The 26306-nt window shown below is 55.8% G+C and carries 26 protein-coding genes; 14 read left to right on the top strand and 12 right to left on the bottom strand.

Translation table 11 applies throughout. The annotated features are described in order from the left end of the window. Window positions 1-289 precede the first annotated feature (289 nt). The 4 genes from glyA (at window position 290) to VPK24_RS14900 (ending at window position 5830) form a co-directional block, all read left to right on the top strand. Window positions 290-1573: a serine hydroxymethyltransferase gene (glyA, locus tag VPK24_RS14915; protein ID WP_393014525.1), complete on the top strand. Its 1284-nt coding sequence runs from the start codon at window positions 290-292 to the stop codon at window positions 1571-1573. Between the two features lie 745 nt (window positions 1574-2318). Next, window positions 2319-2867 (top strand): hypothetical protein, encoded by a 549-nt coding sequence (locus VPK24_RS14910; RefSeq protein ID WP_393014523.1) that lies wholly within the window; start codon window positions 2319-2321, stop codon window positions 2865-2867. A 123-nt stretch (window positions 2868-2990) separates the two neighbouring features. After that, a complete protein-coding gene (locus VPK24_RS14905) occupies window positions 2991-4904 on the top strand; it encodes a PhoX family protein (RefSeq protein WP_393014522.1) in 1914 nt (637 codons plus the stop codon). 215 nt (window positions 4905-5119) lie between these two features. After that, a complete protein-coding gene (locus tag VPK24_RS14900; RefSeq protein ID WP_393014520.1) occupies window positions 5120-5830 on the top strand; it encodes a hypothetical protein in 711 nt (236 codons plus the stop codon). A 35-nt stretch (window positions 5831-5865) separates the two neighbouring features. On the opposite strand, the gene VPK24_RS14895 is transcribed toward VPK24_RS14900, so the two are convergent. Then, a complete protein-coding gene (locus VPK24_RS14895) occupies window positions 5866-6333 on the bottom strand; it encodes a helix-turn-helix domain-containing protein (protein WP_099534218.1) in 468 nt (155 codons plus the stop codon). 205 nt (window positions 6334-6538) lie between these two features. Further along, window positions 6539-7432 carry an ROK family protein gene (locus tag VPK24_RS14890; RefSeq protein ID WP_393014518.1) on the bottom strand — a complete coding sequence of 298 codons (894 nt, stop codon included), beginning with the start codon at window positions 7430-7432 and terminating at the stop codon, window positions 6539-6541. A gap of 196 nt (window positions 7433-7628) precedes the next feature. Here VPK24_RS14890 and VPK24_RS14885 point away from each other — a divergent pair, with 196 nt between their 5' ends. After that, window positions 7629-8093, top strand: a complete 465-nt coding sequence (locus tag VPK24_RS14885) for a ribosomal maturation YjgA family protein (RefSeq protein WP_393014516.1) — start codon at window positions 7629-7631, stop codon at window positions 8091-8093. A gap of 12 nt (window positions 8094-8105) precedes the next feature. Here the strand turns inward: VPK24_RS14885 and VPK24_RS14880 are convergent, their stop codons facing one another. From VPK24_RS14880 to VPK24_RS14870, 3 genes are all read right to left on the bottom strand, one after another. Continuing rightward, window positions 8106-8435, bottom strand: a complete 330-nt coding sequence (locus VPK24_RS14880; RefSeq protein WP_393014515.1) for a hypothetical protein — start codon at window positions 8433-8435, stop codon at window positions 8106-8108. Between the two features lie 156 nt (window positions 8436-8591). Continuing rightward, window positions 8592-9464 carry a ParA family protein gene (locus VPK24_RS14875; protein WP_393014513.1) on the bottom strand — a complete coding sequence of 291 codons (873 nt, stop codon included), beginning with the start codon at window positions 9462-9464 and terminating at the stop codon, window positions 8592-8594. A 568-nt stretch (window positions 9465-10032) separates the two neighbouring features. Beyond that, window positions 10033-10629: a cytochrome b/b6 domain-containing protein gene (locus VPK24_RS14870; protein WP_393014511.1), complete on the bottom strand. Its 597-nt coding sequence runs from the start codon at window positions 10627-10629 to the stop codon at window positions 10033-10035. Window positions 10630-11388: 759 nt separating this feature from the next. Between VPK24_RS14870 and VPK24_RS14865 the strand changes: the two genes are divergently transcribed. Continuing rightward, window positions 11389-11961 (top strand): manganese efflux pump MntP, encoded by a 573-nt coding sequence (locus VPK24_RS14865; RefSeq protein ID WP_393014509.1) that lies wholly within the window; start codon window positions 11389-11391, stop codon window positions 11959-11961. A gap of 448 nt (window positions 11962-12409) precedes the next feature. Here VPK24_RS14865 and VPK24_RS14860 read toward each other — a convergent pair whose 3' ends face one another. Then, window positions 12410-14548, bottom strand: coding sequence for a mechanosensitive ion channel family protein (locus VPK24_RS14860; RefSeq protein ID WP_393014507.1), 2139 nt, complete (start codon window positions 14546-14548; stop codon window positions 12410-12412). A 152-nt stretch (window positions 14549-14700) separates the two neighbouring features. Then, window positions 14701-15261, bottom strand: coding sequence for an NUDIX domain-containing protein (locus tag VPK24_RS14855; protein WP_393014506.1), 561 nt, complete (start codon window positions 15259-15261; stop codon window positions 14701-14703). Window positions 15262-15476: 215 nt separating this feature from the next. Here VPK24_RS14855 and VPK24_RS14850 point away from each other — a divergent pair, with 215 nt between their 5' ends. The 5 genes from VPK24_RS14850 to pgsA all read left to right on the top strand — a co-directional run bounded on the left by VPK24_RS14850 (window position 15477) and on the right by pgsA (window position 19896). After that, complete coding sequence (locus VPK24_RS14850) at window positions 15477-16109, top strand: DedA family protein (RefSeq protein ID WP_190355983.1); 633 nt, start codon at window positions 15477-15479, stop codon at window positions 16107-16109. Between the two features lie 17 nt (window positions 16110-16126). Next, complete coding sequence (locus VPK24_RS14845) at window positions 16127-17092, top strand: NAD-dependent epimerase/dehydratase family protein (RefSeq protein WP_393014977.1); 966 nt, start codon at window positions 16127-16129, stop codon at window positions 17090-17092. 156 nt (window positions 17093-17248) lie between these two features. Then, window positions 17249-17560, top strand: a complete 312-nt coding sequence (locus VPK24_RS14840) for a DUF2470 domain-containing protein (RefSeq protein WP_393014504.1) — start codon at window positions 17249-17251, stop codon at window positions 17558-17560. Between the two features lie 270 nt (window positions 17561-17830). After that, complete coding sequence (locus VPK24_RS14835) at window positions 17831-19369, top strand: NAD(P)H-hydrate dehydratase (RefSeq protein WP_393014975.1); 1539 nt, start codon at window positions 17831-17833, stop codon at window positions 19367-19369. Next, a complete protein-coding gene (gene pgsA / locus VPK24_RS14830) occupies window positions 19366-19896 on the top strand; it encodes a CDP-diacylglycerol--glycerol-3-phosphate 3-phosphatidyltransferase (RefSeq protein ID WP_393014502.1) in 531 nt (176 codons plus the stop codon). The genes VPK24_RS14835 and pgsA overlap by 4 nt, the downstream gene beginning before the upstream one ends. Window positions 19897-19976: 80 nt before the next feature. Here pgsA and VPK24_RS14825 read toward each other — a convergent pair whose 3' ends face one another. The 4 genes from VPK24_RS14825 to VPK24_RS14810 form a co-directional block, all read right to left on the bottom strand. After that, entirely contained in the window at window positions 19977-20474 is a 498-nt protein-coding gene (locus tag VPK24_RS14825) for a hypothetical protein (protein WP_393014500.1), read from the bottom strand. A 49-nt stretch (window positions 20475-20523) separates the two neighbouring features. Then, window positions 20524-21000 carry a hypothetical protein gene (locus tag VPK24_RS14820; RefSeq protein WP_393014499.1) on the bottom strand — a complete coding sequence of 159 codons (477 nt, stop codon included), beginning with the start codon at window positions 20998-21000 and terminating at the stop codon, window positions 20524-20526. Then, window positions 21001-21384: a hypothetical protein gene (locus VPK24_RS14815; protein ID WP_393014497.1), complete on the bottom strand. Its 384-nt coding sequence runs from the start codon at window positions 21382-21384 to the stop codon at window positions 21001-21003. Between the two features lie 117 nt (window positions 21385-21501). Beyond that, on the bottom strand, window positions 21502-21690 hold the full coding sequence (locus VPK24_RS14810; RefSeq protein ID WP_393014973.1) for a helix-turn-helix transcriptional regulator: 189 nt from the start codon (window positions 21688-21690) through the stop codon (window positions 21502-21504). Between the two features lie 71 nt (window positions 21691-21761). Between VPK24_RS14810 and VPK24_RS14805 the strand changes: the two genes are divergently transcribed. Both VPK24_RS14805 and VPK24_RS14800 read left to right on the top strand, forming a co-directional pair. Further along, the gene (locus tag VPK24_RS14805; protein WP_393014496.1) at window positions 21762-22208 is read left to right on the top strand and encodes a DUF29 domain-containing protein; all 447 of its coding nucleotides are present in this window, start codon (window positions 21762-21764) and stop codon (window positions 22206-22208) included. 36 nt (window positions 22209-22244) lie between these two features. Continuing rightward, window positions 22245-23849 carry a YcjF family protein gene (locus tag VPK24_RS14800; RefSeq protein ID WP_393014494.1) on the top strand — a complete coding sequence of 535 codons (1605 nt, stop codon included), beginning with the start codon at window positions 22245-22247 and terminating at the stop codon, window positions 23847-23849. Between the two features lie 1606 nt (window positions 23850-25455). On the opposite strand, the gene VPK24_RS14795 is transcribed toward VPK24_RS14800, so the two are convergent. Then, window positions 25456-25578, bottom strand: coding sequence for a hypothetical protein (locus VPK24_RS14795; protein WP_393014492.1), 123 nt, complete (start codon window positions 25576-25578; stop codon window positions 25456-25458). Window positions 25579-25795: 217 nt separating this feature from the next. Here VPK24_RS14795 and VPK24_RS14790 point away from each other — a divergent pair, with 217 nt between their 5' ends. Continuing rightward, on the top strand, window positions 25796-26296 hold the full coding sequence (locus tag VPK24_RS14790; RefSeq protein WP_393014490.1) for a GNAT family N-acetyltransferase: 501 nt from the start codon (window positions 25796-25798) through the stop codon (window positions 26294-26296). Window positions 26297-26306: the final 10 nt, after the last annotated feature.

Here is a 26306-nt window from a genome sequence, read left to right as displayed (position 1 = left end):
TCAGCCGATCGCGCCAGGACAGTTGCTCGGCTTGCTCACTTAAAGATTTCCACGTCACCATGATCGATCGCCCCCCGTCGGGGCTGATGAAACTGCTGATTGCATTTTTGATTCCATTATGGATCGATCGCCCCGCCGTCCAATCGGCCGTATGATGATTGGCTTGGGGTGTTTTCGCCACAGTTAGCCGATCGCGCTCGCAACCCGAAACCCGAGCCAGATCGATCGCGCGACCCTCACTCGCCCCAGCCCTTTCAACCCCCACGCAACAAGCAAGGAAACTGACATCGTGACTCGCACGAACCTGGATTTTTTGGCCGAATCCGATCCCCTCGTGGCCGAAATTATCGGTCTCGAGTTACAGCGCCAGCGCGACCACCTGGAACTGATTGCCAGCGAAAACTTCACCTCGGCGGCGGTGATGGCGGCCCAAGGCTCGGTGCTGACCAATAAATATGCAGAAGGCCTGCCCGCCAAGCGCTACTACGGCGGCTGTGAATTTGTCGATCGCGCTGAGCAGTTGGCAATCGATCGCGTGAAGGAACTGTTCGGCGCGGCCTGGGCCAACGTGCAACCCCACTCGGGCGCGCAAGCCAACTTCGCCGTGTTCCTGACCCTGCTGCAACCGGGCGACACGATCATGGGCATGGACTTGTCCCATGGTGGTCACTTGACCCACGGTTCACCGGTGAATGTGTCCGGCAAGTGGTTCAAGGTGGTGCAGTACGGCGTGAGTCCCGAGACCGAGCAACTGGACTTTGATCTGATCCGCAAACTGGCGATCGAACACAAGCCCAAGCTGCTCATCTGTGGCTATTCCGCCTATCCTCGGACGATCGACTTTGCCCAATTCCGAGCGATCGCTGATGAAGTGGGCGCATACTTGCTGGCGGACATCGCCCACATTGCCGGGCTGGTGGCTGCTGGCCTGCATCCCAACCCCCTACCCTACTGCGATGTGGTGACCACCACCACCCACAAAACCCTGCGCGGCCCTCGCGGCGGCTTGATCCTGTGCCGCGATGAGGAGTTGGGCAAGAAGTTTGATAAGTCGGTGTTTCCCGGCAGCCAAGGCGGCCCCCTGGAGCATGTGATCGCTGCCAAGGCGGTGGCCTTTGGGGAAGCCCTGCGCCCGGACTTCAAGACCTACGCCGCTCAAGTGATTGAAAACGCCCAGGCCATGGGTGCTCAGTTGCAGGCGCGTGGCCTGAAGCTGGTGTCCGGCGGCACGGATAACCACTTGGTGCTGGTGGATCTGCGCTCGATCGAAATGACCGGCAAGGAAGCCGATCGCCTGCTGGGTGAAATCAACATCACCGCCAACAAGAACACCGTGCCCTTTGATCCGCAATCGCCTTTTGTGACCAGCGGCATCCGGTTGGGTTCGCCGGCCATGACCACGCGCGGCATGGGCGCAGCGGAATTCACGGAAATCGGTGACATCATCGCCGAGCGGTTGATCAACGCGGCCGATGCGTCGGTGGAAGAAGCCTGTCGCGATCGGGTGGCGGCCCTGTGCGATCGCTTCCCGCTCTATCCCCACCTGCGGGTGGCGCTGCCGGCCCTGGCTTAGGGATTTAGCCAAGGGATCTGACTACGGAATAGGGATCGAGGGGTGTCATTATTCCCGATCCCCGTTCCTGATCGCCACCGATACAAGTTTTTGAGTGATTTAGTCAAAGTTTGAGTGATTTAGTCAAAGGGGTAAAGTTAAAATTTATCCCTTTTTTTAGAGCTTCTGGATAAGACTTTTTTGGGTTTCAGATCCTCTTGAGTGATTAATTTCAAGTTACTAGGGGGGAGTTACTGATTTTTATTAGTTTTGAATTCTAGCTTTAGTTTTTAGTTTTAATTTTTTGACAATCTTGATTTTTTAATTCTGAATTTTGATCTGAAGTTTTTAATTCTCAATTCTTCAATCTGAGCCTAAATTTTCGAGTTTAAATTCTTAAAATTAAGCCTTTCAAAATTGAATCTTTGATTGCATTTTTCGAAGTCGCTGAAAATTTATAAAACCTGGATAAAATCTGAAGTATATCGAATTGCGAAGAATTTTAAGATTGGTCGATTCAAAATTGCCTCTGATTGAATTTGATTAAATAAATCAAGAAATTAAGATTTTCTAAGGGTCAAGGATCTCAAAAGTTAATCAAAATCCAGTTTTCACTTAACCCTGTCTTTACTGAAGAAACCTAGCGTAAATAGCGTCTATGGCTCTTTGCAGAAGCTGACATGGTGGATGTTGGCTTTTTGGCAAATGGGTCTCGTGCGTCGCTGAATTTATGAGCTTGGCTAGGTTTGCATTGGCCTCAGTTTGCATGGCTGTTCTGAATCCCGTTGCGATCGCGATCGGGCCTTGGAACCTTGGGAGTGGCCTGATTTTGATTGATCAGCCCGCCCTGGCCAACCCTCCCAGCCTAACTCTCGAATTGCCGATTTATACCCTGACCGAACAGCGCGATTTAGTGGCCCAAGCCGAACGGATGGCCCAAGCGGCGATCGCGCAGGAATTTCAGCAAAAACCGGCCCTTTCGATGGTTCGGGTTGCGGTGTTGGGCAATCGTCATGGAAATTTGGTGCCCATTTTGACGGTGAGCGTTACCCGATCGCAGTGGCAACAAAACCCACGGGTCAGCGCCTGGACGCAATATTATGCGTCCGGTCGCCTGTTGCAACGGCCGGATCCTCAGCCTGCAGAGCAGCCCGATTCTGTGGTGGCGGCGCAACCGGCTAACCCAACGCAGTCGGGGCAACCGGGAACGGGCCCTCGGGGTGTGGGTGGTCGCGGCGCAACCATTGATCAAGCTTGGGATACGGGTCAAATGACGCGATCGCAAGCTCAGGACTATCTCAGCGACCTCGATTAGAACAGTGACGAAGACAGCAACCGCTTGGGGGGTGACCTGGCCCTGATGCCCCGATCGCCCGGGGCCAGCCCTATTCATCAGCCTGTTTCCACCACTTGCATCGCCAGGACTAGGAGAAGACCCGTGATTCACGACAACGGCATCAGCAATCGATCGAACAACCGCCCCTTTGAAGACATTTTGCGCGCCCGCTTGTCCCGCCGAAATCTCTTGACCCGCAGCGCCATGTTGGGAGCCAGCGGCTTTTTAGCGGCCTTGGCTGGCGACAAACTGCTGGCCCAAGGGGCCGCAGCGGCCACGGGAGCCAACTCAGAAACCGGCCTGGTCGGGGGGCAAATGCTGGCCCAAGCGCGGAAATTGGTGGACTTCCCGATCGTGCCCGTTTCGGCCGGTTCGGGCCCGGTGCCGGCCATCTCCTCCGCCTATGAATACGACATTCTGATTCCTTGGGGCAGTCCCTTGCAGGGCCCTGGCCAAGGCCCCAACTACAACGGAGATCCAAAGCGTCGTCCCAGTTCGGCTGAACAGGCTCAACAAATTGGCATTGGTCACGATGGGATGTGGTATTTCCCGTTGGATCAAGGCAACGACAACGGGATGTTGGCCATTAACCACGAGTACGGAACCAACAGCCACGTCATTGGCAAAGACTTGCCCACCAGCCTGGAAGATGTGCGGGTTTCACAGCACGCCCACGGAGTTTCGGTGGTGGAAATTCGGCGGGTACGGGGAGCCAAGTGGCAAGCAGTGCCCAGCCCCCGATCGCGCCGGATCCATGTGAACACCCCCGTCACCTTCAGCGGCCCCGCTGCCAACAGCCCCCTGTTGCGCACCGCTGCCGGTAACCCGCCCTTGGGAACCCTGAACAACTGCGCCAACGGCAAAACCCCTTGGGGCACTTACCTAACCTGCGAAGAAAACTTCAACGGCTACTTTGGCGACAGCACCTACAACGCCCAAACCAAAACGGGCACTTGGAAAGCCACTAATGCCCAAAAGCGTTACGGCTTTGCGGCGGCTGGTGCTGGTTATGGCTGGGAACTGTTTGATAAGCGTTTTGACTTGGCCAGCGCTGAACATGCCAATGAAGAAAACCGCTTCGGTTGGGTGGTGGAAATTGACCCCATGAACCCCAACCAAACCCCCGTCAAGCGCACCGCCTTGGGTCGGATTAAGCATGAAGGGGCTGAAGTGGTGGAAGGTCGCGGCGGCCGGATTGTGGTCTACATGGGCGACGATGAGCGCTTTGACTACATCTACAAGTTCGTTTCGGCGGACAACTGGCGATCGATGCGGGCCCGTGGGGTCAGCCCCTTGGACGAAGGCAAGCTCTATGTGGCCAAGTTCAATGACAACGGCACGGGCAGTTGGCTGGAGCTAAACATCAGCAACCCAGCTCTGCGCGGCAAATTCAGCGATCAGGCGGAAGTGTTGACCTATGCCCGGTTGGCGGCGGATGCCCTGGGAGCAACGCCGATGGATCGCCCCGAGTGGATCACGGCAGCGGCGAATGGACGGGTTTATTGCACCCTGACCAACAACACCCAGCGCAAAGACACGCAGGTGAATGCGGCGAACCCCTTGGGCCCCAACCCCGATGGCCACATCATCAGTTGGCGCGACAGCGATGATTACACGGGAACTAGCTTCACTTGGGATATTTTCATCCTGGCGAAGGATACCCACGGCAACGGCGACGAGCGCACGTTCAGCAGCCCCGATGGTCTGTGGGCGGATCCCGATGGCCGTCTGTTCATTGAGACCGATGGTACTCAGAAGAAGGGCCTGAATGATCAGTTGCTGGTGGCTAACCTGGAAACGGGTGATATTCGCCGCCTGCTGACGGGGGTTACGGACTGTGAGGTGACGGGCATTACGGTTACGCCCGATCGCCGCACGATGTTTGTGAATCTGCAACACCCTGGGGATGGGAACCCGGCGAAGACCAATTTCCCAGCGCCCCAAGGTAGCGGTCGGATTCCTCGCGATTGCACGCTGGTGATTCGCAAGAAGGACGGCGGCATCATTGGTTCGTAGGCTAGTGGGTTCGTTCGTTCCTAGGTTCCAATTGGATTCCTAGATACAGGGGGCGATCGGGAATCGATCGCCCCCTGCCATTGCAACCCACCACAAGACGTTCAAGACCGCCAAATAAGCTGTTGATGAACCCTCACAGCGCGATCGCCTGGTAATTTCCGGTGCGATCGCGCTGTTGTTATGCTGGCGATGGCGCTTGTTTTTGAGGTTGGTTCATGGCCGATCCCGCATCTTTTGGTGTTTCTCAGGTTGTTCCTCAGGTTTGTCTCGATCGCTTCAATGAGGCAGCCCGGTTGGCCGGCGAAGGAGACATTGCCAGCGCCCTTGCCCAATATGCGGCGGTGTTTGCAGACCTGGGCAACCAACCTTCAGGGGTGGTGACCGGACCATTTTTGGCGCTGGTGGAACTGCGCAAGGCCTATTGCCTAATGAGCCTGCGGAACTATGCAGCGGCTCAGGCAATTTTCCAATCACTCGATCGGGGCATGGCCGGGCAGTTGGAAACGGCGGAAATTTTTGATTTCTATTTGGCCTATGGCAATACGTTGGGGCATTTGTCTTTGCTGGAGGAAGCGATCGATCGCTTTGCCCATGCCATGAACGTAGCCACGGAATATTTACGGGATGCCGAGCGATTTCGCACGGTTTGGTATTGGGTTTTGTATTGGGAAAAATATCACGGCGCTTGGGAGGCGCTGGATGAGCATTGCGCCGATGTGAATGGTTTTGGGCTAGAAAACCAGGATCCGCAATTGCAAATTATGGCGCTGGAGTTTCGGTGTTATGCCGATCGGGCGTTGGGACGATTGGCGGCGGCCCGGCAAGGGGCGGAGGGAATTTTGGCTTGGAAACAGCAAACGCAGGCCGATCCTGCTGAAATTGCTCAATGGGAAGCGTTTTTAGCGTCGCTGGTTCAACCCGATTAACAACTGTTGATTAACCCCTCTGTTGGTGTTGTCCGTTAATGCTGCTTCCCGTTGGTGCGGTGGTTGCTCGGTTTCCCCTCTTGGAGTCGTTGCAAATATTCCCAACCTCGCTGGGGCCAGACCCGATCGCGCCCGGTGCGTTCGGCAATCCATTGGGCCACCTTGGGCCCCGACCAAGGGCCCCCGTCGGGAGCCGGTTGATCCAGCAATTGCGCTAATTCCTGTTGTTGCTCCGTGGTCAGGAGCGATCGAGCCGATCGGTGGCGTTGGCTGGGTCGCCGGTCGATCGCATTGGGGCCCAGTTGGTTATAGCGACGAACCAACTCCTTGGCATAGTCATAGCTCAAGTCCACCACTCGGGCCGCTTGGGTAATGGTCCAGCCTTGGGCAATTAAATAGAGCAGGTGCCATCGGCGGGCCTCGGTGGCTTCCTTGGCTTGACGGTAGCGATCGCGCAGGCGATCGAGGCTGAGATGGGGGTTCAGCGTGACGCGCGGCGGCATAGGAACGACCTGGGATCGTCAATCAAGCGATCAAAAAACAGCAAATCAGGGGGCCAAGCGATTGGCCTGAGCCAGCACAACCACCCTGGGCTTGCGGTGTCTAGCCAAGGCCCGGCGGTCGTATCCCCACTTTGCTCTTCTGGCTGGCAGGGTCGAATCCGGACGCTTTTGATTCACCCGACCCGATCGCCCCGATCGACGCACCCTAGGGGGCCAATCGCTGCCAAGCCAACCGGGCCGCTCCGGCCATGCCTGCCTGATTGCCCAATTCCGCCACCACAATTTGCAATCCTTCCCGGGAGGAGGGCAGCACCCGCCGGTTCACTTCCGCTTCCATGGCCGGGAAAAACCACTGGGCCCCGGCGCTGATGCCACCGCCAATCACCACGGCTTCGGGCGTGAAAATGTAGATTAGGCTGGCTAATCCGGCTCCCAAGTCTCGGCCGTAGGCGGCCCAAAAGGCGATCGCCTCCAGATCGCCCGCCGCGGCCTTGGCCGCCACCTCATGGGGTTCCAGACCCGTGCGCCGCCGCACCGCCTGCACGGAGGTGTATTGCTCCAATGATCCTTGATTGCCGCTGTTGCAAGGGGGGCCATCGGGATTGAGGGTAATCAGACCCAATTCTCCGGCGGCTCCGGTGCGGCCCGTGAATAGTTCACCCCCCAAAATGACGGCTCCGCCTACGCCCGTGCCCAGGGTCAACACCAGCAGGTCTTGGAATTGGCGACCGGCCCCTAACCAGGCTTCTCCTAAGCCAGCACAGTTGGCATCGTTGGCCAAAATGGTCGATCGGCCCGTGGCCGCTTCCATCCAATCGGCTAAGGGCACATCGCGCCAGCCTTCCAGGTTGATGGCAACTCGGGCAATCCGCCCGGCCGCGTCGGCGGGGCCCGGCGTGCCAATCCCGATCGCGATCGCTTCTCGATCGGGGTCGAGTTGCTGAATGGCGGCGGCGATCGCCTCCGTGACTGCTGTGGGTGTGGCCGGCTGGGGAGTATCAATCACCAACGAAGCCAAGCAATCACCCGTGGCCGTATATCGTCCCAACTTGATGGCCGTGCCGCCCAAATCTACCCCGATTACCGTTGCCGAACCCATGACTCTGTACCAAAACTCCGCCGCGCTATTTTGGCATCTCGGTTAGCGGCGCGATCGGGTCAAAAGCCTGGGCAACGGTCAGCAACCCCAAAAAGGGCAGCAATCAGCTATTTCAATGCAAGATTACTAAACTAATCTTGCATTCAAGAACGCTAAATTGGGGGTCGAAACCCCATTACGTGACCCAAACCCTTCGATGGCGACTCCAACCGCTTCTAGACCCCAAAATCGTCGCCAAAATCGTTGGCCATTGGCCGGCATTTTGGGGATGCTCACGGCCCTCGGGTTGGGAACCAAGCGCTATCACGGCCCCTTGGAAAATTGGGTGCAACATCACCTGGGCGATGTGTTGGTGATGATTTTTCTGATTGGGGTGGCCCGTTGGTTGTGGCCCCGGCGATCGGCTGGGGTGCTGAGTGCTTGGGTGATGGTGATCGCGATCGTGATCGAACTGCTGCAACTGTGGCATCCACCGATTTTGCAGGCGGTTCGTGCCACCTTCCTGGGGCAAATTATTTTTGGCAGCTATTTCGATTGGTGGGATTTTGTCCACTACGGCCTTGGGGCCTTGCTGGGCTATGGGGGGTTGCGGTGGCTCGATCGCTGGGGCCAGGAACACCCCCAAGTGGCCCCGCCCGATCGCCCCTCGATCGATCAGTGACAAGTAACGGCGCTAGCGGCGCGATCGCAACCGGCTTTGCTGCCATTGTTGCAACCTTTCAATCCATTGCCCCCCATCTTCCTTGGCTTGGTTCAGGAGATGGACGATCGCCGCTTCCACAATCGTTTCCTTATAGGGGGCGTTGCTTTTGCCCAGGGCCAATTGCAGTTCCAAATGGAAGCGATCGAGTTCGTCCAGCACTGACTCCCGCACTTGAAAAGTAGCCCGGCGCAAACTGGCCGCTTGGCCCTTGGGTGCAGGCGGCAGCGAATTCGTCTCGGATTCGGTGGGTTGCAGGTATTGCGCTAGTAACTGGTCGCCGGCCGTGGGTTCTGGAGACATGGTGGATTGCAGAATTGGGGATTTGAACCGAGAAGTGGATGGGGAAAATTAGGGGAATTGATCGATCAGATTAATCAGTTGATCGGTCGATCGGTCTATTAGTTGATCAGTCGATCGGTTGCAGCATCCATCGAGGAGATGAGTAGCGGCGATTGATCAGGTTGGATTGGTGGGTGAGGGACGATCGACCAAAACCGCCGCGATCGCTTCATAACCCTGCAACACAACCGATCGGCGTTGGCGAGCAAGTCCCGATCGCAACAATTTTCCATCGACCGTGAGCTTGGGGAAACAAGCCGATCGAGGAATGGGCGGAAACAGGGCGATCGCGCCTCGGCTGGCCAGGGCCCAATCTTGCAATCCCGCCAACACCTGATCACACCAAGGGGCCCGTCGTTCGCTCATGGTGGGCAACACCCCCACAACCCGCAAATTGGGATTGAGCTGCGATCGCACACTGGCCACCGTTTCCATCAGAGCCAACAAACTACGCAAGGCCAAGGGTTGGCATTGTACCGGAATCAACAACCCATCCGCCGCCGCCAACGCACTCAGCGTCCAAAACCCCAATCCCGGCGGACAGTCCAGCAACACCAGAGGGCTTTGGGTTTGGGCGGGAGATGTTGCCAAAAATGGTTTGGGTTTTTGCTCATCCAGTTTTCCCAACGGTTCCAGCAGTGACCAAGGTTGCGCCAGGGCCTGACGCAGCCGCAACAACCCTTCGGGCGATCGAGCCAAGGCCACCGCCGCCGACTCCAAATCCAAACCACCCGGCAACAGCCATCCCCGATCACCCGCCGCCACCAGTCGATCGCAGATCGCCCCCTGTTCTTGCAACGTTGTCGCGATCGAGGGTGAATCCATCGCCCCCAACAGGGCCGTTAGGTGCGCCTGGGGATCCAAATCCACCATCACCACGGGCGATTCCACAGGCGATCGAGCCGCCAACAGTTCCGCCAAACAAAGCACCGTTGTGGTTTTGCCCACGCCCCCTTTGGGATTCACGATCGCGATCGTTGTGCTTGCCACCGGTTTTGCCCACATCCCAGACCACAGGCGAATTCTACCGCTTCACTCGCCATCTTGCTCGCTGGTCAACCATCCAGCCACTCAAGAATCAAAGAATTTGAATTAATGAATTTACAACGTCTCAAGAATTTCAAAATATAAATTCATAAGAACAGAAACATTCAAATTGTCAACTTGTTAAAAATCCAAAATGATTTTTGGTAAATCTATCAAAACAGACCCGTCAGAACCAGTCCCAAAACAGACCTATCCCCCTCCAACGAAGCCTGACCTCGCCGTCAGTTAGTCCCAAGGCACTCCAGAAACTAGAAGTTGCGATACAAAATTGCGGCCTATGCCTTAACTGCGCCTTAACTGCGCCTTAACTGCGGTCTATGCCATCCCAAATTCTGCCCTTGAATCGCCAATGCCCCAAATACAAACAAACAGACAAGGGATTTAGGGTCTGTCGTCATTCCCATCACCGTAGGGGTTGGGTCTCCCAACCCTAACCCAGGCGATCGCGGCAACCCTGTCCCCCCCTGGGAACACCCAAGGATCACGGGAACTGGGCAGGGAAACCCTGCCCCTACGAACGTCGCCAAATGCCTTGAACCTGTGACCACCAAGCTTGGGGCCGATCGCTCGATCGCACCTGCCAGCTCAACATCGATCGAATTAGAGGCCAGCCGCCCGATCGCAACGCCGCCGCCACATGCAGCCCCAAACACAACACCATCACCACCCAAGCCGCCAAATGTACGGAATACCAAACATGGTGAAACTCCCCGGCCGGCAGCCATTCCTCCTTAATTTGTCGGCCGGAAACCACCGCCAGCCCCGCCGCCAACAACATCAACGTATTCGCCAGGCGATGGAGCGATCGCCAGGTTTGACCCGCCTGCTGATTGCCCAGTTGCCGCAGCGCCGCGATCGAAAGCAACCGATGGGAACCTAAATAAAAGCTATATAGCGCCAGCGGCAACAACATCACCAGGAAAAACAGACCGAATGTGCCGTGCAAACCTTCAATGTCCGCGATCGGGGGCAACGGCAACCGTCCCCACCGGCCATCGTAAGTGTTGTAGGTCAGGGCCGCCGTCACAATCGCCCCAATCCCCAAGCTGGCGCTGATGCCATGCAAAAACCGCAATAACGAAGGTTGATAGGGCTGAGCCTTGGCCATGAATTTTCCTCTCAAGTCATCCTGACTGGCTAAAAAAGATCGTCGTAAAAGACCATCTCACTGGTTGAATACCGTTTAAATAGTTTAAGGAATTTCAGAAAAAATGGGCTGCATAATGGGCTGCACAATGTCAAACAATCCGCATCTACTGAAAATCAAGATCAATGATCAAAAGAACATTCGGAAAGTATCTTGAAGCATTCGCAAGCTGTCAAGAAATTACGGAAAATAGAGTGCAAGATTTTGATTTGAGATTCAAATTCTATTCATTTTTTATTCATCATCATTTCATTTTTTGATCAAAATGAATTCATCATCATTTTTGAAAATTACTGAGCCACTACTATTACGCATTCAATCCAGATTAAATCATATCCTAATTCTTTGAAATATTCTGTCAATCAGTCTTTGAAGCCCACGTTTCAATTCAAATCAAGGCACAATCTTAGTCTGAAGACAGCTCAAAAGCATAATTATTTTGCTCAGAATGATCTTTTCACGGATCCAGTTTTGCTCAATCCATTGAAGCTGATTGAAGCTAAAAAATGAATTAAAAATGAATTAAAAACAAAAAGATGAATTGAATATGAAACAAAGAAATCAGAATTCTATCTATAATGACACTGTTTCAAAATCGAAATCAAAAAATTTTAATTTTACGCTTAACGATAATGCTTGATGAATTATCTCTGACAAATAATCAAGCATTTTTAGAAAAATCTCTGATCTCCAACTCAACTCAGTTTCCAAACAACCATCATGGACATTTTAACGGCGGCTTCTTTAGGGTTAGGACTATCAGCAGATGCCTTCGCAGTCTCTGTTTCCAGCGGCTTATCGATGAAGTATGCTCGCTGGCACAAAGCCATCAAAATTGCTCTGTTTTTTGGTGGGTTTCAAATGTTGATGCCGATCCTGGGTTGGGGTCTGAGCCTGACTTGGCGATCGACCATTGAAGCCTACGATCAGTGGATTGCCTTCTTGTTGTTGGTGGCGATCGGGGCCAAGACAATTCGCGAAGCCCTGGGGGATGACGACAACAACCCCAGCGAGCAAGCCTGCAACCCCGCTGACACCAGAATGCTCACGGGCCTCGCGATCGCCACAAGCATCGATGCCCTGGCGGCAGGTGTAGGACTGACGGTGGTCAATACACCCATCCTGCAAGTGGCCGGCGTGATTGGCCTCATCACCTTTGCAGTCTGCTTGACGGGGGTCTTTTTAGGGAAGTCTTTTGGCTGCCGACTCTACTCCCATGTGGGCAAGGTGGAGATTGTGGGCGGTGTGATTCTGATTTTGCTTGGCTTCAAAATGTTACTAACTGCGGGATGATTCGGCAAAGCGGCCATCATTATGTCAATAATTGAAATGGTATAGCAGGTATCAAGAACCTGTAGTTTGGGGAAGCTAATCTCGATTAGCTCCCCTCTTTTTATTTCAGAAAGCAGCTTTTCCTTCCTAAATAAACCCTGTTTCGTCAAATTTGGGTTCTAGCTGCCCAAAGTGACTATTACGAAGACTCCATGCTTGTCTAACAGTTCTATGGCCGTTTAGGGTGCAGTTCGCGGTCAGCCCCAAACTCCGGCCCCAATAGGATTGCGGCGGGGGGAACCTTGCTTGGGTCGATGCAAATTCGATGCAAATTGGTGCAAAAAAGAAGCGATCGCCTATCGGAGACGATCGCACGGGGGCAAGGGTAATTATTGCAACCTATTTAAACACAACTAATACGGACAAGACTGGCATCAACCAGGCCTGTGCAAATCCCTGGACGAGGTAGCTAGCTGGTTTTTGCCGATGGGTCGATCGGGCCCGCATCCAGATCAGCCCCCGGATTGGGCACAGAAGCGGTACTTCTATCCGCGATCGGGGAAATCGGGGACGGGTCGCCTCCATCCCGATCTCGAGAAGCATGGGCATGGTGAGCGCCCTGGCCGTTACTGTCGGACTTCGGTGATTTGTTGGTTGTTGTGGTCGTTGTGGTTGTGGTTGTGATGGTTGCAGGGTCTGGGTTTCGGGGCTGGGATTGTTGAGCCAGGGTGTCGCGCTCCGCATTGTCGCGGTCCTCTGCCCGATCGCGCGCGCCATTACCCTCTGTTTCCAAAGGCACGATCGGCACAGGCGCTTCGGCCTGACCCGCAAGACCAATTTGGGCCGCATTGAAGGCGATCGCCACTCGCCGCCGAAATTCTCGGGCCGCACCCCACTGTTGCAAGGGAGTGGTGCGAATCCAAACCCGCACCATAGAACCACTGGCGGAAAACTCATCAATCCCCAACACTTGGGGACGATCGAGCAAAATTTCTGACCACTGCGGATCCGCCGCCAAATCATCACTGAGCTGATTCAAAATTGCCAGGGCTTGATCCAAATCGGCTCCATAGGCGATCGGGATTCGCAAATCCGCTTGGGAATAGTGGTTGGACAGGTTGGCCACCGTGCGGATTTCGCTGTTGGGAATCACGATCAGCCGCTGTTCTGCATCCCGCAGCTTCGTGACCCGCAGGGTGAGCGCCTCCACCCGCCCGGTCAGGTTGCCCACCGCGATCGCGTCGCCCACGGAAAATTGATCCTCCGCCAAAATCAAAAACCCGTTAATCGCATCCTTAATCAGGTTTTGGGAAGCCAGCGACAGGGCCACCCCAATTAACCCCGCCCCGGCAATCAGTGGCCCCACATCTACGCCAATGCCAGCCAGGCCGACGATCGCCCCCAGAATGACCAGCAACACGGTCAGGAAACTTTTGAGGATGCTGGATAGGGTGAGAACACGCTGTTGCAAACGGGGGCGAGTGCGGGGAGCAATTTGGGTTCCGGCCGTGAGGATCGCCGTTGCCCGATCGACGGCGATGTAACTCAACAAAATTGCAATGTAGGTGACCAGGGTAGCCAAGCCCAGCTTGAGGTAGGCCTCAAGGGCATCAAAGATCCGGGCCTGGAGCCAGCGGGTGGCGGGGAAGTTGCCCAACACCCACAAACTGGCGGTGGCCCATACGGAAGGCTGGGCAATTTGAATCAGAATCCGCCCGATCGCCAGCCAATGATCTCGGCGCTGGCGTTGCAACCAAGCGGCCAGAGGAAAACTGTCGTTGGGTTTCGGGTCAACGGGCGGGGTGCTGTGGCTAAGTCGATCGAGCCGTTGCAGACCCCAACCCAACATCAGATGGGCCCCCAAGGCCACCAACCAAATGGCCAAGCTCGATCGCACCTGTTGCCCCAAGGCCGCCGGTTGTCGATCGGCCCGGGCCTGTTGCAAGGATTCCTCAATGGCCGTTTTCACAGAAGTGGCATAGATTCGGGGCTGGGTGAGCTGGGTTCCCGCATCCAGGGCCGTCACCGTCATGATGTAGCGACCATTGACCAAAATTCGAGGCGCATCGACCAAGGCCGCAGCAGGCAAGGTCGTAGCAGGCAAGGGCGCAGCGGGGGCCGCAGGAGCAGCAACGGCGGGAGCCGACCCCGAGCCGGGAACCGCCGCATTGGGATTGGGATTCGTAGCGGGGGCGGACGCGCTGAGTTCGATCGTGACCGCCAACGATCCCTTGGGGTCGCTGAGGAAGCGATCGCCCGCTCCCTGTAGCTGGGTGGTGATGGTGGCAGTCCGCCGAGCCAACTCTTTGGGGGGAGCCGCAATCTGGAACACCGGCCGCCCATCAAATTCAATCCATGCGGCTTGGGGGCGATCGGCCTCGGCTCCCACCCAAGGAGCAGCCCAAGGCTGAATGAGGCTATTGGCCCAGTTGGTTTCCAGGGTCGAGCCAGCCGCCGCAGGAGCCTGAGCATTCAGGGGACTGCTGGCCCCCAACCAGAGGATCAGCCCCAGGACGATCGCCCCCAATGGCCAGCGTCGTCCCGCCGATCGCCCCGAGCGACGTTGGATGATGGTTCGGATTGCTCGCTGGATTACTCTCTGGATCACGTTGGAGATTCCGATCAAGGTCGGCAATTGGAATGGACTTCAATAAGTTAATCAATACCTAATATTGATCGAGGCATTGATCGAAATATTGATCGAAATCATGTTGGTCGCGAGGCTTAGAGAATCCCCGTTCCTTTAGGGCGGGGAGTATGTCAATTGCTCAACTGATCGCAAGCCCGCCCGATCGCCAATAGGGCTTCATCCATCGGGCCCTGGCCCGTCACCCACTGGGGCAACTCACTCGATCGCACCCAAGCCCATTCGGAATATTCATCCTCGCTGAGTTGCACCTGGGCCGCCTGGGTTGCCGTCAGCCTCACGGCAAAGGTCAGATTCACGCTGTGTAACCCTTCCTCGGCCGGGGGTTGCGATCGCTCCGCAAACTCCGTGGAATAGACCCCAATCCACTGCAACTGGCTGGGCAAAATTTCTAGGCCAGCTTCCTCCTTCGCCTTGCGGATGGCGGTGCGCTGGGGACTTTCGCCGGGAAACATTCGCCCACCCACCAACCACCAACCCACCCGGGGCGGCCGTCGTCGAAAGCCTAAAAGCCGTCGATCGCCCTCGCAGAACAACAAATCCACACAGGTAATCACCAAAGCGCTCAGGGCCTGGCCATAGGCGATCGCATCCAAATAGGGCCGGGGCGATCGCGTCCCCCGAGGCTCCGAATCCTGTTCCAAATCCCGTTCCGAGTAATGCGCTGGTTCCATTCGTCGGTTGCTGTCCTGAATTGGCTGTCCTGAATCGGCTGTCTTGAACTGGCTGTCCTGACTTGGCTATCACTGGCTATTTTGAATTGCCGGCCCCGGGCGATCGGGTGTGGATTCGCCCCAACCACCCAAAACTTCGTCACTCCATGGCCGCGATCGCCAACCCGCCGTTTAGAATGAGTTAACAAAGTTTTACACCACCCCTATCCTCCTCCATGCTCGCTTTGATTCCCGAGCTGATTACGCTCGAAACTATCGAAGCGCTCGCGCAAGAATATGGCTACTGGGCCGTATTCCTGGGAATTGCCCTGGAAAACGCCGGTATCCCCCTGCCGGGCGAAACCATCACCCTTGTGGGCGGTTTTTTGGCGGGCAGTGGCGAACTGAGCTATGGCGGCGTTCTGGGAACGGCCATCGGCGGCGCAATTTTGGGCGACAACCTGGGTTACTGGCTGGGCCGCTGGGGCGGTTGGTCGCTGTTGGTGCGGCTGGGTAAACTCTTCCGGATTGGTGAAGAGAAGCTGGAAGGCGCTCGCGAGCAATTTAGCAACAACGCCGGTAAGGCCGTGTTTTGGGGCCGCTTTGTGGCCCTGCTGCGGATTTTTGCGGGCCCCATGGCGGGCTTAGTGGAAATGCCCTATGGCAAATTTTTAGCCTATAACGCAGCCGGGGCCGCCGTTTGGGCCGGAGTCACGGTCACAGCGGCCTACTTCTGCGGGCGGCTGGTGTCCTTGGAAACCCTGATGAGCTGGGCTAGTCAGTTCACCTGGGTGGCGCTGCTGGCGATCGGGCTGGTGGTGGCCGTGTCCCTGTGGCTCGAAAACCGCAAATCCACACCATTGGGCTAGGACAGCAGGGGGCGATCGTGCGGGTATTTGTGACCGGTGCAACGGGATTTACCGGGTCTCATTTGGTGCGGGCCCTGGTGAAACGGGGCGATCGGGTGGTGGCTCTGGTGCGGCCCCGGGCGGATCGATCGCGCCTGGCCGGCCTGCCCATTGAAATCATTGAAGGCGATCTTCAGCAGCCCGCTGCCCTGGCCCAAGGGATGGCCGAAGCGGACTGGGTATTTCACACGGCGGCCTATGTGGAATTGGGCCTGGTGGACAGCGAAAAAATGTGGCAAACCAACGTGGAAGGAACCCGCCAAGTGCTGGCGGCGGCCCAGGCCGCTGGGGTGAAACGGTTGGTCTATTGCAGCACGATCGGGGTGTTTGGCCACACCTTTGGTCAAGTGGTGGACGAAACGTTCCAGCGGGTACAGGCTCAGTTTGATTCCGCCTACGACCACACCAAATATGAAGCCCAAGTGCTGGTCGATCGCGCAGCCCAAAACGGTCTGGACACCATCAGCGTCATGCCCTCCGGCATTTTTGGTGGCGATGATCCACACTTTGGCCCCGTCCTGCGCCAGTTTTTGCGCGGGAAACTGCCCTTTTGGGTCGGGGGCGATCGCCCCACCGGGATTGTGCATGTGGATGACCTGGTGGCGGGCATGATCTTGGCAGCCGAACGGGGCACACCGGGCGGCTGGTATATCCTCTCGGCTGGAGAATGCCCCACGCGGGAAATGTTTCGGATGGTGGGCGAGACGACTGAAATCCCTCCCCCCAAGGAAGTGCCCGCCTGGCTGGTGCGAATTTTGGGGGCAATTCTCGACCCGATCGGGCGGTTATTTCGTTGGCAACCACCCCTCAGCCGCGAGCGCGTTCGCTACATCTACGATCGCTGTGTACGAGTGGATGCCACCAAAGCCCGTCAAGAGCTGGGCTGGCAACCCCGATCGCTGGCCCAAACCCTCCGGGACGTGGTGGCAGAAATGGTTGAATAGAAAAAGCCTTAATAAGGACAAAGACAAGGGGCTTAAGCCCCTTGCTCCCAAAATCTGCTAACGATCGCGCCCAATATTTCGCCTGGGTTGCATCCCAACTTCAACCGGCTTTCGTAACCCCAAAACAGCAAAATCGATTTCAAACCATCCAGACCCATGAGCGACTCGGCAACCGCAGCCCCCGAAAATCCGTTCACGGCCCAAGTGAGCGATCGAATCTGTAAGCACATGAACGATGACCACGCCGACGCGGTGTTGGTCTATGCCCAATATTTCGGCCAGATCACGACGGCCACCAGCGCCCGAATGCGGTTGATCGACGCGGCCGGCATGGACTTAGCCGTGGAAGTGGACGGCCATCTCCAGCCCCTGCGCATCGAATTCAAAGCACCTCTGGCCGACGCGAAGGCCGCCCATCATGTTTTGGTAGACATGATCAAAGAGGCGCAACAGGCCAGCGATCGCTAATCTAGCAATGGCCCATACAATCAGCCGCTAGCGCCGTCCACAAGAACCCAACGCTAAAAGCGGCCATTGAAACTGAAACTTGTGGCGCAAAATACCCGATGGGGCCAATTTTTGCAGCAAAGCCATTCATCGACAGGATTGAGCCACTGAGCTATCCCTAGCCTCTCAATCCTGTACGATCGGGTCTGGCTGGGTTGGCCAGTCCCTGCTCCGTGGTTTTGAGGAGGCATGGTTTTGAGGAAGCTTGGTGTGCAACCGTCAAACGGGCCAATGGGGGGGATGCGCGATCGCTACGTCGTCACGGCGGCCCAAATGCAGGCGATCGAGTCTCGGGTGTTTGCGGCGGGAATGCCCGTCGCAGCCTTGATGGAAAAAGTGGCCGGACTCATTACCCAGCGAGTCATGGCTTGGCGATCGATCGCCCAAGGGCCGCGGGTGGGAATTTTGGCCGGCCCCGGCCACAACGGCGGTGATGCCCTGGTGGTGGCCCGAGAGTTACACCTGCGCGGCTATCAAGTTGCCGTTTACCTCCCCTTTGAACGGCGCAAGGAGCTAACCGATCGCCATGCCCAATACGCCGCCAGCCTGGGTATTGAGGTCAGTCCTGATCTAGCCCCCGTTTTGGCGGCCGATTGGCTGGTGGATGGATTATTTGGCTTTGGTTTGGAACGGCCGATCGAGGGAGCCTTGGCCGAGGCGATCGATCAGGTGAACAACAGCGGCAAACCGATCGTGAGTATTGATCTCCCCTCCGGCCTCCACACCGACAGCGGCGCAGTCCTGGGCAAAGCAATTCGATCGACCCTCACCCTCTGTTTGGGCCTTTGGAAACGGGGCCTTCTGCTCGATCGGGCCCTGGATTGGGTCGGCCAAGCGGAACTGATTGACTTTGACCTGCCCCTAGCCGACATTCAAGCCATCCTGGGCCCAGACCCCCAACTGAACCGAATCACCGCCCACCTCGCCCAATTACCCCTCAACCGATCGCCCGCCACCCACAAATACGAGCAAGGTCACTTGCTAGTGGTGGCGGGTTCCGCTGTTTATATGGGGGCCGCATTCCTGGCCGCCTTGGGGGCCCGATCGAGCGGCGTGGGCATGTTAACCGTCGCCGTGCCCGCCAGTCTGAAGCCTTGGTTGGTGGCCCAAATTCCCGAAGCCCTCGTGGTGGCCTGTCCCGAAACGGATATGGGCAAAATTGCCCGCGTTGATTTGGATCTCGCTCGCTACGACGCGATCGCCTGTGGTTGTGGCCTCACCCGAGAAGCCACCCCGATCGTCCAAGCGGTTTGGGAGAGCGATCGGCCCCTCGTGCTGGATGCAGATGGGTTAAACGCCCTGGCCCAACTGGGTTGGCGCGATCGCCAAGGCCCCGTCGTTCTCACCCCCCACTGGGGAGAATTTCAGCGGCTGTTTCCCAACTTGGTCGCCCAAACCAGCGATCGACTGGAACTAGCCCAGCGGGCGGCCCAGCAAACCGGGGCGATCGTCCTGTTGAAAGGGGCCCGCACCGTGGTGGCCGAACCCGGCGGCCAAAGCTGGATGGTGCCCGAAAGCACTCCCGGCCTGGCTCGGGGTGGCAGCGGCGATGTTTTGGCCGGGTTACTGGGGGGATTGGTGGCCCAAGCCCGCCCCACCGCCCTCACCGATTGGGGCTATTGGGCCGCCACAGCCGCCTGGTGGCACGCCCAAGCGGGCATTCAAGCCGTTCAAGATCGATCGATTTTGGGAGTAAATGGAGCCAGCCTGGCCGATGGTCTGCTCACCGTTGCTCGTCAGCAAACCCAAGCATTGGAGAAACAGTCGTGAATTTGCCCACTTGGATCACCGTGTCACGGTTGGCAGCCGTGCCCCTATTGTTGTGGTGGCTCAGCGGCGAACCCACCACAGCCGATCGCTGGTGGGCATTGGGTGTGTTTCTGTTGGCTGCGGGCACAGACTGGCTGGATGGATACTTGGCCCGCAAGCTGAACCAAGTGACAGACTTGGGCAAATTTTTGGATCCGTTGGTCGATAAGTTGCTGGTTTTGGCTCCCCTGCTCCTGTTGGTGGAACTGGGGCAGATTCCGGCTTGGGGCGTTTTTGTGATTTTGGCGCGGGAGCTGACGATCGCCGGTTGGCGCGTGAACCAAACCAGCATTTCGGGGGCAAACCTCTGGGGCAAACTGAAAACCGTCAGCCAAATTGCCGCGATCGCCCTGTTGTTGGCCCCAGTGATGGATGCTTACTCCCTTTGGGCGATCGGTCTCTTCTGGGCTTCTGTGGCCCTAACCATCATCTCCGGCGCAATTTATCTCATTCCGGTTGGTAAACAGAGCGTTGAATCCGGTTCTTAGATCACGTCTTTCTTGATTTTTCTCACACAGAAAAACATTAGAACTGACGTTGACATGCGCGGCCATATCCTAGCGATCGCCTAATCGTCGTTGCTGGTGCTGCTGAAGCCAACCGCTAGGGAACCGATCGCCAATTGCAGAGAACGCGCCACCCACAAAGGCATCGGCACTGAATCTCCGGTGCGGCGGTTGTGCCAGCCAATGACTTCTTTCTCCCCGGACTGTGACCACCATGAAAGGGGTGTTTTTAGGACATCAGGAGCCTTGGGCGACTGGATGGCTAGCCAAGCGTGATAGTCGCTGACTTGGTTGGCCATCCAGGCGAGAAAGAACCCCCAAATGCTGATTGAGATTGCACCTAAACCCCAAAGCCCAAACCGTTTCAGGAGTGACCCATTCACAACGGCCAGGATTGCAATCAACACAAATCCGGTGACATAGGGATCGAGAACATCAAAAATTGCACCCACCAACGGGTGAAACGATGGATGATGCACCAGGCGGCGCAGCCAGGCCACAAGCAGTCCGATCACATAGTTGACCACAGACACAGCCAAAAATCCAGTCAGTCCTTGCATAACTATTCAGGGGGTAAGCTTTCGTAGGGAACATCATTACGGCGATCGATTAGTCGTCGTAATGCTTGCCGATTGCCCCTCCTACAACAAAGCTGACAATGCCCCATTGCAATCCCAAGTCCAGCCACCGGGGAAGGCCAACCGTGCCACGGCGACGACTGCGGCTTTGGATTTCTTCGTTGCTGGCTTGCGACCACCAGGCGAGTGGTGTGGTGAGGTCTGCGGGCTTGGTGGGCGGCTGGGCTGAGAGCCAGCGCCGATAGTCGTGGGTCAGTTCGCCCAGGACGCAGGTGAAGACGGCTAAAAGTCCGAGGGCGATCGCTGCCCGGCGCTCCATCCAAAAAAAACTCGCCAGGAGTCCACATCCAGCCGCGATGCTCAGCAGCCAAACAAAGATGGTGAGTATGTAGAATCCTCCCCCCCAGGCGGGGTCACTGGCGATTAGAGCGGCTTTGATTGCAGCCCAGCCCCAGCCGATCGCCCCACCCATGGCGGCCCAAGCGAAAAACGCAACGATTCCCCGCATCTATTCCCCCAGGGCCTTCAGCAGGTCGATCGCGGATGACTCAGGCGCTGGTGACTCGGTGGCGGGACGCACGATCGGTGTGGTGATGCACTCACTTCGCGAAAAATCCACGTCATTGTGGCAAATTCTGACCATCACGATTCCAACGTTGCCATCTTCAGGATCGTAGACCCCATAGCGAATCCACCCGCAGTCAGGGATGAGCGTGTCTAGCAGCTCAAAGGCTTGCTGTTTCAAATTTTCTAGGCGCTCTTCGGTTTCTGGTGATGGGTTTTCTTCGTCTAGGGATAGCCACTCAGCGGCCATCTCGCCAACCAATTCCTTGACTCGCCGCCAGCCCTTACGGCGAGCTTCCTTGAGTTCTGTCAGCACTAAGTCTTCCATTGCCGTCACCGTTGATGCTGCCGAGACTCTACAGCCCAGTGTGAGCACTGATGGCGATCGAAGTCACAAAAAACAAAGCCCACTCGACCGATCGGGTGGGCTTTGCTGGATGGCGCATCAGTTCAATCCGCATTGCTCTGGCTCGAACGCGGCCAGAATCTCTTCAAACGAGCAGCCGGTTATGTCCATCAGTCTCTTGATTTGAGGCAGGGTAAACTTCTGGTTAGAAAATTTACCCCTCTCCCAGTTGCTTACCGTGCTTGGCGACACGTCAATGGCGACCGCAAATTGTGCTTGCGAGAGCACCACGTTGACATCGTGGGGGCCAGACGGACAATACTGTTAATCAATCAGTATTCACTGCAAACGATCGCCCTATGAATACGACTGATTCGATCACCTATGAATCAGACTATTATGGCTGGATTCAGCAACAGGTGAAACTGCTGAAAACTGGGCAACTCACAGAACTAGATCTTGAACATTTGATTGAGGAAATCGAGGGTTTGGGGGCATCGCAACGGGCTGCATTAGTTAACCAAATTGCACGGCTGTATCTCCACCTCTTGAAGTGGCAACACCAACCCCAAAGACGATCGCGCTCTTGGGAATTGTCGATTCAAAATGCTCGCATCGAAATTGAAGAATTGCTGGAAGATAACCCCAGCTTCCAACCTTGGCTGGCGGCAGCCGTTGCCAAAGGTTATGCCAAAGCCCGCAAGCAAGCCGCAGCCGAAACGCGATTAGCCATTGACACGTTCCCGATCGCGCCACCCTTCGATTTTGCCCAGGCCATGACCATTGAAATTGATGGTATTGGTTAGGGAAACAAAATTTGGTGGAGCCATCACCCAACTCTCGTGACCCTAACTCGCTTTATTGTTGTCCTGACTGGGCTTTGCGTCATCTTGGCGCTGGTGCTCTGGCTCGTCAGCGCCCTGCAACAGCTCTACTGGCAGGTGAGTTGGACAGCCCCATTTTTGGGGCCGGTGGTCGTCCTGTTGACCTTGGCCCTGTTGGGGGCCTTGCTGGTGGCGTTTTTTCGGTATGTGCGGCCCCTGGATTGGCCCCAAGATTGGCGATCGCTCTGGCAGGTGACCCAACGATCGATCACCGGACAAACGCCCCCCACTCCGCCGGAACCCAACCCCACCGTTTCCGAAGTGAAAACCGAAGCGGCCGGCGCGGCGCTGGAGGCCGTGCGGGCCCAGGTGGACTTAATTCGCGATCGGGTGGCGCGGCAGGCCCTGTTGGATCGATCGCGCGAAATTGAAAGCAGCTTGGCCCGGGGCGAGTTGTTGTTGGTGGTGTTTGGCACGGGGTCAGCGGGCAAAACTTCCTTGGTGAATGCCCTGCTGGGACGGGTGGCCGGAACCATTGGCCCCACCATGGGCACAACGGAAGAGGGTGAAACCTATCGGCTGGCGTTGCCGGAAATTGATCGCGCCGTGTTGATTACGGATACGCCGGGCATTTTGGAAGCGGGGGTGGCGGGAACCCAGCGCGATCGCCAGGCACGGCGGCTGGCGGCTGAAGCGGACTTGCTGATTTTTGTGGTGGAAGGCGACTTGCAGCAGTCGGAATTGGAGCCATTGCAACAGTTGTTGGCGATCGGGAAGCGATCGCTGCTGGCGTTCAACAAAACCGATCGCTACCCCGAGGCCGATCGCACGGCGATTTTGGCCAAGTTGCGGGAACGGTTGGCAGAACAGCTCCCCACGGCGGATATTGTCCCGATCGCGGCGCGGCCGGCGGCGGTGCGGTTGCCCAACGGGGAAACCCTGACCCCCGACCCGGAAATTATGCCCCTGATTCGGCGGATCGTGGCGGTGTTGCGGGCCGAAGGGGAAGAATTGATTGCGGACAATATGTTGCTGCAAGCCCAGCGCTTGAGCGATCGGGCCCGCCAACTCATTGATGCCCAGCGACGACGACAGGCCGAAGCCGTGGTCGATCGCTATCAGTGGCTGGGGGCGGGAGCCGTGGCCGTCACGCCTATTCCGGTGGTGGATTTGCTGGCCACGGCGGCGGTCAATGCCCAGATGATTTTGGAGTTGGGCAAGGTTTATGGCTGCAACTTAAGTGGCGATCGGGCGCAGGAGTTGGCCCTGTCCCTCGCCAAAACCATGACCGGCTTGGGCATTGTCAAGGGAGCCATGGGGATTTTGACTACTGCGCTCCAAGTGAACATCGCTACTGCCATCATCAGCCGAGCCATCCAAGCGGTGACAGCGGCCTATTTAACCCGCATTGCCGGCCGCAGTTTCATTGAATATTTTCGTCACGATCAAGATTGGGGCGATGGTGGCATTAGCGAAGTGGTCAAAAAACAGTTTCAGCTAGAACAACGCGATCAGTTTGTAAAACGGTTTGTGCAACAGGCGATCGCGAAAGTGGTGCAACCGATCGCCCAAGAAACTGCGCCGCAACCAAAGCCGCCCGATCGCACCTCTCCGAACTCCTAATTTCTCCTCCAGGAAGCTGTGGCTAATTCCCAGCAAATCATCTCCCAGCAAATCATCCCAAAAAGAAACCACCCGATGAGGGTGGCTCTTTGATCCATTATTCAAGCAATGTTTGATCAGTATTTGATCAGCGTTCGATCTGTGTTCAACTAGCCAATTTGTAATTAGCAATTTCTCAGGACTTAAAGCCTCGAATTGATCAGCTAATGTACAATTAGCATTCGGTTAGCGTTCGTTCAGGACTCAAGGCCCCAACCCGAACTCGATCAATATCAATCCCCTTTCGATCAGGATTCTTCGATCAGTATTCAGTTTTTAGTCAAGGTTCGAGATTCGAGATTCGACGTTCGAGATTTGATCTAGCAAGCTCCCAATGTTCAGCCGACTGACTCGGCTAATTCAGCTAATGGAATGAACCTTCAGAATTCAATTGAATTTTCAATTGAAATAATTGGACGCAATTCGACAATGGAAACAGTTCGGAATTCAACAGCAAGCCTTCGGCAGGAAAGCTTCTGGCAAGAAACGTTCAAAAACCTCAGAAACATCAACAACAAACGTTGCCATGGGCAGGCTTGCAACCGACACAGGCGACCCAAACCCTTTGACCAAATCGAGGCCAATGCTTGGGCTGGCGATTGCTAGGACAGTGCTCCAGCGGTTGCCGACATGGCCGTTTCCGGTCTTGTTTTGAGCCTCAGATCACCATGCTCATGGCCGATACTTGAGAATTGGATGGTGGAATGGGGGCTTGGCATTAGGCGAATTCAGACCGACTGAATCTTTCCAACTGAATCTTTGAGACTGAAAACGACTTAATCCAGTTTTCGTCAAACCAAGCCCAACCAAAATTCAACACCATCAATCGTCGTCAAATACAAGTCAAATGCAAGTCAAATCAAAATCAAACAGCAATCAGAGAGGAATTAGGGAACCTCCTAAGTCATCAGAAATATTTGAGGCGAAATGTTTGAGATTTTGAGATATCGAAAGGGTGACCCGTGATGTTCAGCGGAGCCAGCGAGTTAATCAGAACTCAAGCCAGCCATCAACATCATCAAGGTCGAAAAGCCGAGAAAGCCTGTCTTCAGTTGCCAGCAGTTCCACAAAACAAGCAAGAACTGACTGATCAAACGATCAATGAGAAACAGCGAACCGCAAAATCGTGACAAGCCAACTGCGAAAGACGGATAACCAACTGCGCTTTAACTGAGCTAACTAATTGGCTAACGAATTGGCTAATGATTATTTTAGCCAACTAAGACTTCCGAGGGGATTCTGATTCAGAATCAATGACAATGCTGCATGTTACAAGCCCATCAAAACCACTGGGGTTTTGGTTAACGAACAGAGCCACAAGGTTTATGTAGCCCTCTACGAAACGAGGCAATAACTTGAAACGATGGTTAAGAGAGTTAACTAACTAGGCTATCTAGCGCTAACTGATTTGATTTTAATGGGTTTGATCCCCATAGGTGGAAATAATTCGCAACTGTAAAAAAATGCGATCTATAGCAATAAAGAAGTCAAAAATGGGGCTTTTTAATTGCGATTTGCTTACAAATGGTTATGAACCCAATAGTGCTTGCTAGCGGGTTGGGGAAAATTAACGCGATCGCCCTTCATATTTCAGATGTTGCGGCAAAGGCTGATCCCGGCTTGTTGATCCCAGCTTTTGGATCGAGTCGGGATCAAGGGCGCGATCGGGCGCTGGCGGGGGGCGATACATTCCCGGCAGCCATTGCCCAGCACCCTACCAGAGACAAGTTAGGGATCGATTAGGAACGGGTTAGAGACTGATTAGGGCCAGGCTTCGGAGCAAGGAATTTGGGAAAGCGTTTTGAGCCGATCGAACCTGGCTGCATTTCCGTGTGCCAGGACGCTGCCAAAGTTGGGATGGGTCGTTTACCATCAACTGCAATTGTCGTTGTTTGCCTGCGACTGCCATGCCTCTCGATTGCAGCCATATTCAGTTTCGCGATCGCGCCGAAGAGATTGATTTTGACCAGCTCCATCAACTGTTTCAGGACACGGCATTTTGGGCGCGCGATCGCCGCCGAGAGGACGTGGAATTGGCCGTGGCCAACAGTTTGCCGGTCATTAGCGCTTGGGATGGCGATCGGTTGATTGGGTTTGCCCGGGCCACTTCCGATGGCATCTATCGGGCCACGATTTGGGATGTGGTGGTTCATCCCACCTATCAAGGGGCTGGCATTGGGCGCAAATTGGTGCAAACGGTTTTGGCGCACCCGCAACTCTGCCGGGTGGAGCGGGTCTATTTAATGACAACCAATCAACAGGCGTTTTATGAACGGATTGGTTTCCAGGAAAACCAAAGCACCACGATGGTGTTGTTGAATCAACCCTTGATTGAACCCTTGCCGGCTTGTCAAGGGGCGGAGGTGGTGCCGGTGGCGGAGGTGGTGGCCCAGCCCACATCGGCCTAGGGACTGCGGC

Source organism: Limnothrix redekei LRLZ20PSL1, from assembly GCF_043235035.1.
Classification (GTDB): Bacteria; Cyanobacteriota; Cyanobacteriia; order CACIAM-69d; family CACIAM-69d; genus CACIAM-69d.
This window is presented reverse-complemented; position numbering and strand designations above follow the sequence as displayed.

Coding starts and splice junctions, on each gene's coding strand:
- VPK24_RS14890 (WP_393014518.1), bottom strand. CDS start 7,432: ATGGGTTCGGCAACGGTAATCGGGGTAGATTTGGGCGGCACGGCCATC.
- VPK24_RS14835 (WP_393014975.1), top strand. CDS start 17,831: ATGGGGGGGATGCGCGATCGCTACGTCGTCACGGCGGCCCAAATGCAG.
- VPK24_RS14855 (WP_393014506.1), bottom strand. CDS start 15,261: ATGGAACCAGCGCATTACTCGGAACGGGATTTGGAACAGGATTCGGAG.
- VPK24_RS14815 (WP_393014497.1), bottom strand. CDS start 21,384: ATGGAAGACTTAGTGCTGACAGAACTCAAGGAAGCTCGCCGTAAGGGC.
- VPK24_RS14850 (WP_190355983.1), top strand. CDS start 15,477: ATGCTCGCTTTGATTCCCGAGCTGATTACGCTCGAAACTATCGAAGCG.
- VPK24_RS14895 (WP_099534218.1), bottom strand. CDS start 6,333: ATGCCGCCGCGCGTCACGCTGAACCCCCATCTCAGCCTCGATCGCCTG.
- VPK24_RS14790 (WP_393014490.1), top strand. CDS start 25,796: ATGCCTCTCGATTGCAGCCATATTCAGTTTCGCGATCGCGCCGAAGAG.
- VPK24_RS14795 (WP_393014492.1), bottom strand. CDS start 25,578: ATGTATCGCCCCCCGCCAGCGCCCGATCGCGCCCTTGATCCCGACTCG.
- VPK24_RS14910 (WP_393014523.1), top strand. CDS start 2,319: ATGGCTGTTCTGAATCCCGTTGCGATCGCGATCGGGCCTTGGAACCTT.
- VPK24_RS14840 (WP_393014504.1), top strand. CDS start 17,249: ATGAGCGACTCGGCAACCGCAGCCCCCGAAAATCCGTTCACGGCCCAA.
- VPK24_RS14870 (WP_393014511.1), bottom strand. CDS start 10,629: ATGGCCAAGGCTCAGCCCTATCAACCTTCGTTATTGCGGTTTTTGCAT.
- VPK24_RS14885 (WP_393014516.1), top strand. CDS start 7,629: ATGGCGACTCCAACCGCTTCTAGACCCCAAAATCGTCGCCAAAATCGT.
- VPK24_RS14825 (WP_393014500.1), bottom strand. CDS start 20,474: ATGCAAGGACTGACTGGATTTTTGGCTGTGTCTGTGGTCAACTATGTG.
- VPK24_RS14865 (WP_393014509.1), top strand. CDS start 11,389: ATGGACATTTTAACGGCGGCTTCTTTAGGGTTAGGACTATCAGCAGAT.
- VPK24_RS14900 (WP_393014520.1), top strand. CDS start 5,120: ATGGCCGATCCCGCATCTTTTGGTGTTTCTCAGGTTGTTCCTCAGGTT.
- VPK24_RS14880 (WP_393014515.1), bottom strand. CDS start 8,435: ATGTCTCCAGAACCCACGGCCGGCGACCAGTTACTAGCGCAATACCTG.
- VPK24_RS14820 (WP_393014499.1), bottom strand. CDS start 21,000: ATGCGGGGAATCGTTGCGTTTTTCGCTTGGGCCGCCATGGGTGGGGCG.
- VPK24_RS14805 (WP_393014496.1), top strand. CDS start 21,762: ATGAATACGACTGATTCGATCACCTATGAATCAGACTATTATGGCTGG.